Source organism: Streptomyces sp. NPDC015346 (genome assembly GCF_043078785.1).
GTDB lineage: Bacteria > Actinomycetota > Actinomycetes > Streptomycetales > Streptomycetaceae > Streptomyces.
The window spans coordinates 454,153-467,188 of sequence record NZ_JBIBTW010000002.1 but is presented as its reverse complement, the minus strand read 5'-3'; the positions used below and the strand labels follow the sequence as shown (position 1 = coordinate 467,188).

10 protein-coding genes are annotated in these 13,036 nt (G+C 72.4%); 4 read left to right on the top strand and 6 right to left on the bottom strand.

Features of this window, described 5'->3' with window-relative positions; genetic code table 11:
* Positions 1-206: 206 nt before the first annotated feature.
* Positions 207-1,163 (top strand): oxygenase MpaB family protein, encoded by a 957-nt coding sequence (locus ACF06X_RS08070; RefSeq protein ID WP_392286374.1) that lies wholly within the window; start codon positions 207-209, stop codon positions 1,161-1,163.
* Here ACF06X_RS08070 and ACF06X_RS08065 read toward each other — a convergent pair.
* The 6 genes from ACF06X_RS08065 to ACF06X_RS08040 form a co-directional block, all read right to left on the bottom strand.
* Entirely contained in the window at positions 1,091-2,458 is a 1,368-nt protein-coding gene (locus ACF06X_RS08065) for a GH1 family beta-glucosidase (RefSeq protein WP_392286373.1), read from the bottom strand. The genes ACF06X_RS08070 and ACF06X_RS08065 overlap by 73 nt on opposite strands.
* 61 nt (positions 2,459-2,519) lie before the next feature.
* Positions 2,520-3,452, bottom strand: coding sequence for a carbohydrate ABC transporter permease (locus ACF06X_RS08060; protein WP_392286886.1), 933 nt, complete (start codon positions 3,450-3,452; stop codon positions 2,520-2,522).
* Positions 3,362-4,336, bottom strand: a complete 975-nt coding sequence (locus ACF06X_RS08055) for a carbohydrate ABC transporter permease (RefSeq protein WP_392286372.1) — start codon at positions 4,334-4,336, stop codon at positions 3,362-3,364. The genes ACF06X_RS08060 and ACF06X_RS08055 overlap by 91 nt, the downstream gene beginning before the upstream one ends.
* A gap of 237 nt (positions 4,337-4,573) precedes the next feature.
* Positions 4,574-5,878, bottom strand: coding sequence for an ABC transporter substrate-binding protein (locus ACF06X_RS08050; protein ID WP_392286371.1), 1,305 nt, complete (start codon positions 5,876-5,878; stop codon positions 4,574-4,576).
* 178 nt (positions 5,879-6,056) lie between these two features.
* The gene (locus ACF06X_RS08045; protein ID WP_392286370.1) at positions 6,057-7,082 is read right to left on the bottom strand and encodes a LacI family DNA-binding transcriptional regulator; all 1,026 of its coding nucleotides are present in this window, start codon (positions 7,080-7,082) and stop codon (positions 6,057-6,059) included.
* A gap of 235 nt (positions 7,083-7,317) precedes the next feature.
* Complete coding sequence (locus ACF06X_RS08040) at positions 7,318-8,880, bottom strand: M1 family metallopeptidase (protein WP_392286369.1); 1,563 nt, start codon at positions 8,878-8,880, stop codon at positions 7,318-7,320.
* A gap of 202 nt (positions 8,881-9,082) precedes the next feature.
* On the opposite strand from ACF06X_RS08040, the gene ACF06X_RS08035 reads away from it, so the two are divergent.
* From ACF06X_RS08035 to ACF06X_RS08025, 3 genes are all read left to right on the top strand, one after another.
* Positions 9,083-11,086 carry a Xaa-Pro dipeptidyl-peptidase gene (locus ACF06X_RS08035; protein WP_392286368.1) on the top strand — a complete coding sequence of 668 codons (2,004 nt, stop codon included), beginning with the start codon at positions 9,083-9,085 and terminating at the stop codon, positions 11,084-11,086.
* A complete protein-coding gene (locus ACF06X_RS08030) occupies positions 11,083-12,465 on the top strand; it encodes a M14 family metallocarboxypeptidase (RefSeq protein ID WP_392286367.1) in 1,383 nt (460 codons plus the stop codon). The genes ACF06X_RS08035 and ACF06X_RS08030 overlap by 4 nt, the downstream gene beginning before the upstream one ends.
* A 153-nt stretch (positions 12,466-12,618) precedes the next feature.
* Positions 12,619-12,924, top strand: a complete 306-nt coding sequence (locus tag ACF06X_RS08025) for a hypothetical protein (RefSeq protein ID WP_392286366.1) — start codon at positions 12,619-12,621, stop codon at positions 12,922-12,924.
* Positions 12,925-13,036 lie beyond the last annotated feature (112 nt).

Sequence of the window (13,036 nt, the reverse complement as noted above, 5' to 3'; positions counted from 1 at the left end):
GGTGTGTGGGGGTGGGGGGCGCCCTGGGGGGGGGGGGGGGCCGCGCCCCCCGGCGCCGCCCCCCCCCCCACCGGCGGGGGGGGGGGGGCGGGGGGGGGGGGCCCGGCCCCCCCCCCCGACTCTTTTGTCCTGTGTGTCTCTGTTGTGTACGTCTTTGTCGTATATGTCCGGTCGGGGCAGGCTGGAAGCGTGAGGAGGGTGCCCGTATGACCGGAGCGACCGAGACCACCGGACCCCCCGAGCGCACGGACCCCGCTCCGCCGCCCGTCGGCGGAGTGCTCTGGAGCGTCGCCGGGGATCTCCGCGGGCTCCTCATGCTGCCCGCCGCGCTGACCCTGCAGGTCGCCCACCCCGCCGTCGGCGCCGGCGTCGACGAGTACTCCGTCTTCCGCACCGACCCCTGGGGCCGCGGCGAGCGCTCCCTGCGCTCCGCCCTGCTCTGGGTGTACGGAGGCGAGGCCGCCGCCGAGGAAGGGCGCCGGCTCCGGCGGCTCCACCGGACCATCCAGGGAACCGACGCCCACGGCCGCCGCTACCACGCGCTGACCCCCGCCCACTACGCGTGGGTGCACGCCACCGGCTTCCCCGTCTACCAGCACGCACTGCGCTACCTCCACCGCCCGCTGACCGACGCCCAGGAGCGGCAGCTCTACGCCGAGTGGCTCCAGGTCGGCCGCGTCCTCGGCATCCGCGACCGCGACATGCCGCAGACGATCGAGGAGTTCTGGCCGTACTACCGCACGATGCTCGCCGACGAGCTGGAGGCCACCGTCGTCGTACGGGAGCTGGTCGACCCGGACCGGCCCATGCCGCCGCCCGACCGCGGCCCGCTGCCGCTCCGGCTGCCGCTCAGGGCGGTGTGGCCGGTGGTCGGGCCCCCGCTCTCCCGCTTCCGGCGCTTCATCACCGTCGGTCTGATGCCGCCCGACGCCCGCGCGGCCATCGGCCTGGAGTGGACGGACGACCAGGAGCGAGCGCTGCGCCGCTTCGCCCGGGTCGTACGGACCGTCGTGCCCGTACTCCCCGAGCGGCTGCGCTACCTGCCCCCGGCGCGACGGGCCCGCGCCGAGGCCAGACGCCAACGCCCGGCTCAGCGGAGCAGTCCACCGCGCGCGATGACCTCCGCGTACCAGCGCGCGCTGTCCTTCGGGGTGCGGCGCTGACTCGCGAAGTCCACATGGACGATCCCGAACCGCTTGCCGTAGCCGTACGCCCACTCGAAGTTGTCGAGGAGCGACCACAGGAAGTACCCGCGGACGTCGACACCGTCGGCGATCGCCCGGTGCGTCGCCGCGAGATGGGCGTCCAGGTACGCCACCCGCTCGGGGTCGCGGACCCGGCCCTCCGGATCGGCGTAGTCGTCGTAGGCGGCCCCGTTCTCCGTGATCAGCAGGGGCACACCGGGCAGCTCGTCGCGGAGCCGGACCAGCAGCTCGTGCAGGCCGGTCGCGTCCACCGGCCAGTCCATCGCCGTCCGGGGCCCCGGCGCGGGCGGGAACCGTACCCGGTCCGCCGCTCCCGGCCAGGGGGACGGGGTCTCGGACGTGCCGGCGGCGACGACGGAGGGGGAGTAGTAGTTGATCCCGAGCGAGTCGATCGGCGCGGAGACCGTCTCCAGGTCGCCGTCCCGGACGAAGGACCAGTCCGTGAGGTGACGCGTGTCCTCGATCAGGTCGGCCGGCAGACGGCCGCGGAAGACCGGATCGAGGAAGATCCGGTTGCCGACGGCGTCGATCCGGCGGGCCGCGTCCACGTCCTCCGGCGCGTCCGAAAGCGCCCTGACCGCGTGGAGGTTCAGGGTGAGCGAAAGCTCGGTGGACGGCGGCACGGCCTCGCGCAGGACCCGGGCGGCCAGGCCGTGGGCCAGATTGAGGTGGTGGGCGGCGCGCAGGGCGGCCCGCTCGTCGGTACGGCCCGGGGCGTGCACGCCGGACCCGTACCCGAGGAAGGCCGCGCACCAGGGTTCGTTGAGGGTCGTCCAGGTCGCGATCCGGTCGCCGAGTGCCTCGGCGGCGAGCCCCGCGTACTCGGCGAACCGCTCGGCGGTCGACCGCTCCGGCCAGCCGCCGTCGTCCTCCAGCTCCTGCGGCAGGTCCCAGTGGTAGAGCGTGGCGACCGGCCGGATCCCGGCCTCGAGCAGCTCGTCGCAGAGCGCGCGGTAGAAGTCCGCCCCCTTCTGGTTGGCCGGGCCCCGGCCGGTCGGCTGGATCCGGGACCAGGAGACGGAGAACCGGTAGTCGGTCAGCCCCACCTCCTTCATCAGGGCCACGTCGGCGCGCATCCGGTGGTAGTGGTCGGCGGCGATGTCGCCCGTGTCGCCGTTGCGCACCTTGCCCGGCGTACGGCTGAAGGTGTCCCAGACGGACGGTGTACGGCCGTCCTCGTGCGCGGCCCCCTCGATCTGGTAGGCGGCGGTGGCCGAACCCCAGCGGAAACCGGCGGGGAAGAGAGCGTTCATGGAGGAGAACTCCCGGTATCGATAGGTGTCGGTGGTGGTGCCGGCCCTGCTGAAGGGGGAATCAGCCCTTCACGGCGCCCTGCATGATGCCGCCGACGATCTGCCGGCCGAGCAGGCCGAAGACGAGCAGGACGGGCAGGGTGCCCAGCAGCGTGCCCGCCATGATCACGGACTGGTCGTGGACGTAGCCGCCGCCCAGCTGACGGAGCGCGACCTGCACGGTGGGTTCCTGGGAGGAGAGGGCGATGATCGGCCAGAAGAAGTCGTTCCAGGCGGCCATGAAGGTCAGCAGCCCGAGCACCGCCATCCCGGGCCGGGCGATCGGCACCACGATCGACCAGAAGATCCGGGCCGAGGAGGCGCCGTCGACGCGGGCCGCCTCGATGAGCTCGTCCGGCAGCGACTGCACCAGGTACTGCCGCATGAAGAAGACCCCGAACGCGGAGACCAGGCCGGGCAGGATCACCGACTGCAGCTGGTTCACCCAGCCCAGTTCGGCGATCAGCATGAAGAGCGGGATCACCCCGAGCTGGGGCGGGATCATCATCGTGCCGACCGTCACGGCGAGGAGCGCGCCCCGGCCCCGGAAGCGCAGCTTGGCGAAGGCGAACCCGGCCAGCGTGCAGCACAGCACCGTGCCGACGGTGATGGAGCCGGAGACGACCAGGGAGTTGAGGAGCGCCGTGCCGATGTCGGCCTCCTCCATCACGGCCTCGACGTTGTGGAAGAGGTTCGGGCCCGGCAGCAGCGTCGGCGGGACCCGCGCCAGATCGGCGTTGGAGCGGCTGGCGGCGACGATCGTCCAGTAGAAGGGGAAGGCGGAGACGAGCACGGCGAGGACGAGGATCGCGTACGTGATCCGGCCGCCGCGGCCCGTACGCGGGGTGCGCGGGGTACGCGGGGTCATGCCCGGCCCTCCTCTCGACGCGAACGGCTGCGCGCGATCAGGGCGTTGACCCCGACGAGGAGCAGGATCAGCAGGAACATCAGCCAGGCGATCGCGGCCGCCCGGCCGAGGTGGAAGAAGCCCCAGCCCTGCTCGTACAGGTAGAGCCCGAGGGTCTGGTACTGGTGCGAGATACCGCCCGACGTCGAGCCCTCGAAGAGCAGCGGCTCACCGAAGAGCTGGGTCGCGCCGATGGTCGAGACGACGGCGGTGAAGACGATCGTCGGGCGGAGCCCGGGCAGGGTGACGTGGAGGAACTGGCGCCACCGTGAGGCGCCGTCCATCTCCGCCGCCTCGTACAGCTCGGCCGGGATCGACTGCATCCCGGCGAGGTAGATCAGCGCGTTGTAGCCGGTCCAGCGCCAGACGACGATCGAGGAGACGGCGATCTGCGAGGCGAGCGTGCCGTTCTGCCAGTCCACGGGGCCGACGCCGATGAGCGAGAGCGCGTAGTTGACAAGCCCGAAGTCCCGCCCGAAGAGCTGGGCGAAGACGAGGGTGGCGGCGGCCACGGAGGTCGCGTACGGCAGCAGCATCGCCGTACGGAAGAAGGTCCGGCCGCGAAGCCGGTAGTTGAGCAGATGGGCGAGACCGAGGGCCATCGCGAGCTGCGGGACGGTGGACAGCACCCCGATGGTGAACGTGTTGCGCAGCGCGGTCCAGAAGAACTCGTCGGTGAGCAGGGCCGCGTAGTTCCCGAACCCCCGCCACTCCATGTCGCCGGGCGTCTGCAGCTCCACGCGGTAGAGCGAGACGAAGGCGGTGTAGAGCAGCGGGAAGAGGCCGAAGGCCGCGAACAGGGTGAAGAACGGGGCGAGATAGGCGTACGGGACGAGGGCGGCCCACCGGCGGCGGCGGCGCGCCGCGGCGGTGGACCGGGCCGACGGCGGCGGGACGGGCGCCGTCGTCGGCCCGGAGGCGGTGAGGGTCACGGTGCGGCCCTTCGGGGTGGCGGAGTGGCGGAGTGGTGGAATCGGACGAGGGGCGGGGACGGGGCGCGGGTGGGGCGGCCGTGCGGCCGTGCGGCCGGCCGTGCCGGGGCTTGTGCGCCGGGCGTGTCCGGCACCGGCCGGCTCGATCGGCACGGCCGGTGCCGGGGGTTGTGCGCCGGAGGTGTTTGGCGCCGGCGGGGCTCGATCGGCACGGCCGGTGCCGGGGCGCCCGGGCCGTCAGCCGATCGCGTTCTCCACGCCCTTCCGCGCGTTCGACCACGCCTTCTCCGGGGAGGTCCCCTTCCGCTCGACCTCGCTCAGCGCGTTGGTGATCTGGTCGGCGACGTTCTTGTCGTGGACCCCGAGCACCTGCACGGGGGCCGCCTTCGCCGCGTCGCCGAAGATCTGGCCGATCGGCGCGCCGGAGAAGTACGGGTCCGTCGCCGAGGCGACCTGGGAGATGGCGCCCGTCGAGGAGGGGAAGTTGCCCTGCTTCCTGAAGAGGGTGGCCTGCTGCTCGGCGGCGGTGAGCCACTTGATCAGCTCGTACGCCTCCTTCTTGTGCTTCGCCGCGCGCGGTACGGAGAGGTACGAACCGCCCCAGTTCCCCGCGCCGCCGGGCAGCTTGGCGATGTCCCACCTGCCCTTGCCGGCGTCCCCGGCCTGGCCCTTGATGTAGCCGAGCATCCACGCGGGGCAGGGGAGCGTGGCGAAGGAGCCGGCGGAGAAGGCCTGGTTCCACTGCGGCGACCACTGGTCGAGCTTGGCGCTCAGCCCGTCCTTCGCCGCCCGCGCCGAGGTCTCCCAGGCAGCCTTGACCGCCGGGTTCTCGGCGTAGATCAGCTTGCCGGAGGCGTCGTAGTAGCGCTCCCTCTCCTGGCCGATCATGACCGTGTAGAGGCTGCCGACGCTGTCCAGCCAGGCGCTCTTGGCCGGGGCCTTGGCCTTGTACTGCCTGCCGAGCTCCAGATAGCCCTCCCAGGTGGACCACTTCCGGGCCAGTTCCGTGCGGTCGGTGGGCAGCCCGGCCTGCTTGAAGAGGTCGGTCCGGTAGCACATGGCCTCGGGTCCGACGTCCGTGCCGAGGCCGAGCACCTTGCCGTCCTTCGTGGTCGCGGCGGACCACTTGGCCTCGGCGAACCCGCCCTTCAGGTCGTTCGCCCCGTATCTGGTCAGGTCCTCGAACTTGTCCGCCTGCCGCTGGGTGACGGAGGCGATCCGCCCGACCTCGATGCCCTGGACGTCGGCGAGGCCGCCCCCGCCGGCCAGCCGGGTCTGGAGGGACTTCCAGTAGTCCTGCTCGTCCTCGGTGTCGGTCTGCTTGATGGTGATGTTCGGGTGGAGCTTCTCGTACGCCGCGTACAGCCCGGCCTCCTTGTAGCCGAACGAGCCGAACAGGTCGACGGTGATCGTGACCTTTCCGCCCGCGCTGTCGGAGGCGCCGTCGGATCCACCGGATCCGCAGGCGGCGAGGAGTGCCCCGGCGAGGGCGACCGCTCCGAGGCGGAGCGCGGCTCCTCTGGCGGCTCGGGCAGTGGGCATGGGAAGCCTCCCTTGGCTTCGGGGTCCGTCGAGACCGCTCTCCGGGCGCTGCCGCCCGCTTCTTGAGAGCGCTCTCAGGAATGCGTCAGGAGCGTGCCTCCCCGGTGAGGTCCCCGTCAAGAGTCGAACGCGTAACAGCTCGATGTACGCGGGCAGTTCGGGCCCGGATTCAGAACCCTTACGCGGAGGCGCGCCGCACCAGGCCGGTCGGCGTGATCACGGGTTCCGCGCCCTCGCCGTCGAGGAGGCGCATCAGGATCCGGACCATCAACCGGCCCATTCCCTCGATGTCTTGACGAACCGTCGTGAGCGGCGGATCGGTCGCCTCGGCGACCGACAGCACGTCGTCGAAGCCGACGAGAGCCACGTCCTCGGGCACCCGTAGACCTCGCTCGCGCAGCACGCGCAGCGCGCCGGAGGCCATCAGGTCGTTGGCGGCGAACACCGCGTCCAGATCGGGCCGCCGGCCGAGCAGCTCGCTCATCGCCCGCGCCCCGCTCTCCTCGGTGAACGCGCCCTCGGCCACAAGCCCGGGGTCGCCGCCCGGCAGCTCGTCGCGGTATCCGTCGAGCCGGTCGAGCGCGGACGTCTGGTCGCCAGGACCCGCGATGTGCGCGATGCTCCGGCGGCCGAGACCGCGCAGATGGCGCACCGCGGCGCGGGCGCCGCCCCGGTTGTCGCAGTCGACGTACGGGACCGCGAGCGCGCCGTCCGCCTCGTCCCAGCCCGGGCGCCCCCCGAAGACCGTGGGGACCTGCACGCGCCGCACGATCTCCGGCAGCTCGTCGTCGTTGTGCAGCGAGAAGGCCAGTGCCCCGTCGACGTGGCCGCCTCCGAGGTAGCGGGCGATCCGCTCGTGGTCACCCGGTCCCTCCACCCAGAGCAGTACCAACTGGGCGTCGTGAGCGGTGAGTTCGCGGCTTATCCCGCGGACCTGCTGCTCGAAGAAGGGGTCCGAGAAGATCCGGAACTCCGGCTCGGCGATGATCACCGCCACGGCTCCGTTGCGCCGGGTCACCAGCGTCCGGGCGGCGTGGTTGGGGATGTAGCCGAGCTCCTCGACCGCCTTGCGCACCTTCTCGGCGAGCACCTGGCGGACGCCCGCCCCGCCGTTGACGACACGGGACACCGTTGCCCGGGAGACCCCGGCGCGCTCGGCGACGGCTTCCAGGGTGGGGCGTGTCCCGGACGTCGGGTCGCTCAAGGCTTGCTCCTCACGGGCGGTGCGGTCGGGCTGCGGTCGGCCGCGCGGTCGGACCTGCGGCGGCACGGTGGATCACGGTGCCGACAGGGACGAGGGTAACGCGTGGCCCCCACACGGGAACCGGCCGGGAACGCCGTGATCCGAGGCGCGGGAGAGCGCTCTCAGCGGGAAGACGGACGTGCGCCCCGCCCCACCATCCGAGGACGGCGGGACAGGGCGCGGCGCACGGCGCGGATCAGCGGCCCTCGTGGCCGTCGTGCTCCTCGTGCTCGTGCTCGTGCTCCTCGTGCTCGTGGTCGTGGATCGTGTTCGTCTCCGCGATCTTCTTCCAGGACTTCGGCTGCACCGGCTTCGCCACCGGCGCGGCACCCGCCGCGCGCGCCGCCAAGCCCGCCTCCGCCGCGGCCGGGGCCGCCGGCTTCACCGGCTGGTAGAGCCAGGTGTCGAAGAGCCCGGCCAGCGGCTTGCCCGAGATCCGCTCCGCGTACCGCACGAAGTCCCCGACCTTGGCGTTGCCGTACGCGAACTCCGTCGGCCAGCCCTTCAATATGGTGAAGAAGTCCTCGTCGCCGATCTCGTTGCGCAGCGCCTGCAGAGCCAGCGCGCCCCGGTCGTACACGGCGATGTGGAACTGGTTCTCCGGGCCCGGGTCGCCGGGCTTGACCGTCCAGAACGGGTCCTCGGCCGCGCGGGTCGCGTAGACGTAGTCCGCCAGCTCCTGGGCCGTGCCCTCGCCCTCCTTCTCCGACCACAGCCACTGGCTGTAGCGGGCGAAGCCCTCGTTGACCCAGATGTCCTTCCAGTTGTCGACCGAGACGCTGTCGCCGTACCACTGGTGGGCCAGCTCGTGCACGACCACCGAGACGTTCGCCCCGTTGTTGAACTGCCGCGGGCTGTAGAACGGCCGGGTCTGCGTCTCCAGCGCGTAGCCGCTGGTCACGTTGGGGACGTACCCGCCGAGGGCGTTGAAGGGGTACGGCCCGAAGACCTCCTCCAGCCACTCCGCGACCTCGGTCGTGCGCTCGATGCTCGCCCGGGCCGCGCCGGCGTTGTCGCCCAGGTCCTTGCTGTACGCGTTGAGGACCGGCAGGCCGCCCGCCGTCCTGTCCGTGGTGATGTCGAACCTGCCGACGGCGAGCGTGGCCAGATACGTCGCCTGCGGCTTGTTGGAGCGCCAGTTGTACCGCGTCCAGCCGAGCCGAGAGGACTGCGACTGCAGCACGCCGTTGCTGATCGCCTGCGTGCCGTCCGGTACGGAGACCGAGACGTCGAAGGTGGCCTTGTCGAGCGGGTGGTCGTTGGACGGGAACCACCACGCGGCGGAGTCCGGCTCCTGGGCCGCGACACCGCCGTCGGGCGTGCGGTGCCAGGCCGTCCAGCCGCCGATCTTCACCTCGGAGGGCTTGCCGGCGTACCGCACGACGACCGAGATCGTCCGGTTCTTCTCCAGCGGCGCGACCGGGGTGATCTCCAGCTCCTGCTCCCCGGTGGCGGCGAACCGCGCCTTCTTGCCGTTCACCCGCACCTCGCTCACATCGAGGCCGAGGTCCAGGTTGAAGCGGGAGAGGTTCTGCTTCGTGGTGGCGACGATCGTCGCCGTCCCCTCCAGGAGGTCCGTCTCCGGCTGGTACTTCAGCCGCAGGTCGTAGTGGGAGACGTCGTAACCGCCGTTCCCGGCGGCCGGGTAGTAGGAGTCACCGATGCCCGGGGCGCCGGGAGAGAAGTCGGCCGCGGATGCCGGGATCGCCAGCAGCAGGGAGGCGGCGAGGGCGCTCGGAACGATGATTCTGCGGTGCACAGAGGGCTCCAAACATCAAGAAGGGTAAGACGCGCGGGTGGTCGTCGGTCCTTGCGACATCTCATCAGACCCCCGAAGCATCGTCATGTCCATGGGCACTCCTGTCACATGATCGCCATCCGGCCGACATGGACACACCCGCACCGAACAGATCGCTACTGCACTCTTTTGTACGGGAGTTGACCGGGGTACGTTCCGCCCCATGCCGATACCTGTGCGGAGAACCCGTAGAGCTCGTCTGTCGTGCAGAACCCTGGTCGCCGCCGCCACCGCGGCCCTGATGACCGCCCTCGTCTCCCCGACCGGGGCGCAGGCGAAGGCTCCCGCATCGCTTCCGTCAGGGGAGTCGAGGCCCGTCCACTCCTACGCGGACGCCATCCGCGAGTCCGTCTGGGTGGACACCGGCCTCGACGGCGACGGCGACGGCCGCACCGACCGTGTCGCCGCCGACATCATCCGTCCCCGCGAGCCCGCCGCGGCCGGCCGGAAGATCCCCGTCATCATGGACGCCAGCCCCTACTACGCCTGTTGCGGGCGGGGCAACGAGAGCCAGCGCAAGACGTACGACGCGGCGGGAAACCCCGTCCAGTTCCCGCTCTTCTACGACAACTACTTCGTCCCGCGCGGTTACGCCTTCGTCGCCGTCGACCTCGCCGGCACCAGCCGCTCCGACGGCTGCGACGACGTCGGCGGCCGCTCCGACGTCCAGTCCGCCAAGGCCGTCGTCGACTGGCTGAACGGCAGGGCGCGCGGCTACACCTCCCGTACCGGCTCCGACCGTGCCCGGGCCACGAGTTGGACCACCGGCAAGGTCGGCATGATCGGCAAGAGCTGGGACGGCACCATCGCCAACGGCGTCGCCGCCACCGGGGTCGAGGGGCTGGAGACCATCGTGCCGATCGGTGCGATCTCCTCCTGGTACGACTACTTCCACTCGCAGGGCGCCCCGCTCTACGACGCCAACCCCAGCTGGCTCTCCGACTACGTCAACAGCCCCGAGGCGAAGGCGCGTTGCGGCGCCGTCCAGGACCGCATCACCGCCGCCACGCCCTACAGCGGCGACTGGACCCCGGCCTGGAGCGAGCGGAACCACGTGCCGGACGCCGGAAAGGTGAAGGCGAGCGTCTTCGTCGTGCACGGGCAGCAGGACCTGAACGTCCGCGCCAACCACTTCGGCCAGTGGTGGGACGCACTGGCCGCCCACGGCGTCGAGCGCAAGATCTGGCTCTCCCAGACCGGCCACGTCGACCCCTTCGACTTCCGGCGCGCCGACTGGGTCCGCACCCTCCACCGCTGGTTCGACCACCACCTCCTCGGTTACGACAACGGCATCGACCGCGAGCCGATGGCCGACATCGAGCGCGCCCCGGACCGCTGGACCACCGACCGGGTCTGGCCGCCGCGCGCCACCGAGCCCACCACCCTGCGCCCCGGCCCGGGCGCCGTGCCCGGCGTCGGCACCCTCGGACGTACCCCCGCCGCGCCCGGCGCCACGGAGACCTTCACCGACGACCCCAGCCTGGGCGAGACCGACTGGGCGGCGCGGATCGACGCGGGGACGCCGGCCAAGGCCGGGTTCGTCACCGGGCCGCTCGTCCGCGACCTGCGGCTCTCCGGCTCCTCGAAGGTGACCGTCACCGCCACCCCGACGACGACCAGCGCGCATCTGACGGCCGTCCTCGTCGACCTCGGCCCGGACACCATCCGCGACTACGCGGCGGCGGGCGAGGGCATCACCACCCTCACCGAGCGGAGCTGCTGGGGCGCGAGCACCGGGGGCGACAGCGCCTGCTTCAAGGAGACCAAGGCCCGTACGGCGGACGTCGACTTCACGATCGTCAGCCGTGGCTGGGCGGACCTCGGCACCTGGGCGGACCCGGGCAAGGGGCGTCCGCTGACCCCCGGCAGGGCGTACACGATGACGCTCGACCTCGCCGCCACCGACCACGTCGTCCCGGCCGGCCACCGGCTGGCCCTCATCGTCGGCGGCACGGACAAGGACCTCCTCGACCCGCCGTCGACCAGGCCCACGCTCACCCTCGACCTCGCCCGTACGGCGGCCAGGCTGCCCCTGGTCGGCGGCGCCGATGCCTTCGCGCGGGCGACGGCGGGCACGGAAGGCGCGCGACCGACGCCGACCGGGGAAGCCCTCACCGGTGTCGGGCATCCCCGCTCCGGCCACCCGATCCCGGAGGACGCCCGATGAACACCCGTACCCGTACCCGCACCGATGTCGGCGCCCGTACCCGTACCCGTACGCGTCACCGTGGGGAGAGCCGTACCCGTCGCGCGGCGGTCCTCGCCGTGGCCGTCGCCGCCCTCGGCCTGCCGTTCGCCGCTGTCCCCGCCGAGGCCGCTGACACCGGTGCCTCGGCGCCGCCACCGAGGACCGGCTTCGAGACGAGCCTCGGCGACCGCTGGACCACCGAGGGGGAGGAGGCGGCGTTCCTGGCCGCCGTGGACCGCGGCAGCGACCGGGTCTCCGTGCGCACCATCGGCACGACGAAGCAGGGCCGCCCGATCCGGCTCGCCACGGTGGGCGGCACGAGTCCGGGCGCGGGCGCGGGCGCCGGCACGACCGTCCTGCTCGTCTGCAGCCAGCACGGTGACGAGCCGTCCGGCCGCGAGGCCTGTCTGACCACCGTCCGCGACCTGGCGTACGCCCGGGACCCGGAGACCCGGCGCTTCCTCTCCCGTACCACCGTCCTCGTCGTTCCCACCGCCAACCCCGACGGGCGGGAGGCCGACACTCGGGGTAACGGCGACGGGGTCGACATCAACCGCGACCACATCGCCCTCAGGACCGCCGAGGGCCGCGCCCTGGCCGCGCTGATCCGCGACCGGCGCCCGGAGGTCGTCTACGACCTGCACGAGTACGGCGGCACCTCGCCGTACTACGACAAGGACCTGCTCGCGCTCTGGCCCCGCAACCTGAACACCGACGGCCATGTGCACGACGAGGCCCACACCCTCTCGGAGTCGTACGTCCGTCCGGCCGCCGGAGCCGCCGGCTTCAGCAGCGGGGTCTACGGCATCTGGACCGACCCGCTCACCGGAAAGCCCCTCAAGCAGGTCGCGGGCGACGGCCAGGAGCGGATCCTGCGCAACACGGTCGGCGTCAAGCACGCCGTCGGACTGCTCGTCGAGACCCGGGTGGAGGCGCTGACCGAGGCCGAGAAGGACGACCACGCCCGCAATCAGCGGCGCCGGGTCGACACCCAACTCACCGCGCTGAAGGGGGCCTTCTCGTACGTCGAGCAGCGGCGCGGCCCGCTCTTCGCCGCCACGGCGGCGGCCCGGCACGGTGGCTATGCCGACCGGGGCCCGGTCCTGCTCGGCGGCGCCGACAACGATCCGGCCGAGCCGGCCGAGACCATCGCGGACCCGCCCTGCGGCTACCGGCTCGACCCCGCGCAGTACGCCGAGTTCGGCGACGAACTCGCGCTGCACGGGATCACGGTCCGCCGCGAGGGCGACGGCGGGTTCGTCCCCCTGCGGCAGTCGTTGCGCGCCCTCGTCCCGCTGCTGCTCGACGGCCGGGCCGCCTACCGTCTGACCAGTGGGCAGCCGGTGGCGGTCTGTTGATCCGCTGACTCCGGGGACTTCGGCTTCCACGGCCGCCACCCGGCGCACCGGCGGGGGTCCCGGCACCGGTCCTTGATCATCCTGCGCTAAGGTTACCGACCGGTACTGACCATACCTGAACCGGTCCCCACGGCCGGGAAGTTGGAGAAACACATGAAGAACGCGACGCCTCTGCGGCGCACCCTGACGGCTCTCACCGCGACCACTCTGCTGGCCGGGGGCCTGCTGTTCGGCCAGACGGCGACGGCGACGCCCGCGGCGGCCGCCGGCGGCACCAAGATCGTCTGCGAGATCGACAAGATGCGCCAGCAGTCGCACGAGCTCCGGGCGAAGGCGGCGAAGCTCCAGCGCCTCGGCGCCATGGCGGAGGCCCGCAAGGCCCGCGCGCAGGCCGACGCCCTCGACCGCCGGATCCGCAACTGCATCGACGCGGAGAACAACCACAAGCCCTGGAAGTAACCCCCACCCCTCGTGGGGGCCCCGCCCCACCCGCCCGGCCGACCCCCCCCCCCCCCCCCCGCCCCCCCCCCCCCCCCCCCCCCCCCCCCCCCCCCCCCCCCCCCCCCCCCGT

Bases quoted from the DNA above. Each gene is read 5' to 3' on its own strand.
- ACF06X_RS08070 (WP_392286374.1), top strand. From the start codon at position 207: ATGACCGGAGCGACCGAGACCACCGGACCCCCCGAGCGCACGGACCCC.
- ACF06X_RS08065 (WP_392286373.1), bottom strand. From the start codon at position 2,458: ATGAACGCTCTCTTCCCCGCCGGTTTCCGCTGGGGTTCGGCCACCGCC.
- ACF06X_RS08050 (WP_392286371.1), bottom strand. From the start codon at position 5,878: ATGCCCACTGCCCGAGCCGCCAGAGGAGCCGCGCTCCGCCTCGGAGCG.
- ACF06X_RS08035 (WP_392286368.1), top strand. From the start codon at position 9,083: ATGCCGATACCTGTGCGGAGAACCCGTAGAGCTCGTCTGTCGTGCAGA.
- ACF06X_RS08030 (WP_392286367.1), top strand. From the start codon at position 11,083: ATGAACACCCGTACCCGTACCCGCACCGATGTCGGCGCCCGTACCCGT.
- ACF06X_RS08025 (WP_392286366.1), top strand. From the start codon at position 12,619: ATGAAGAACGCGACGCCTCTGCGGCGCACCCTGACGGCTCTCACCGCG.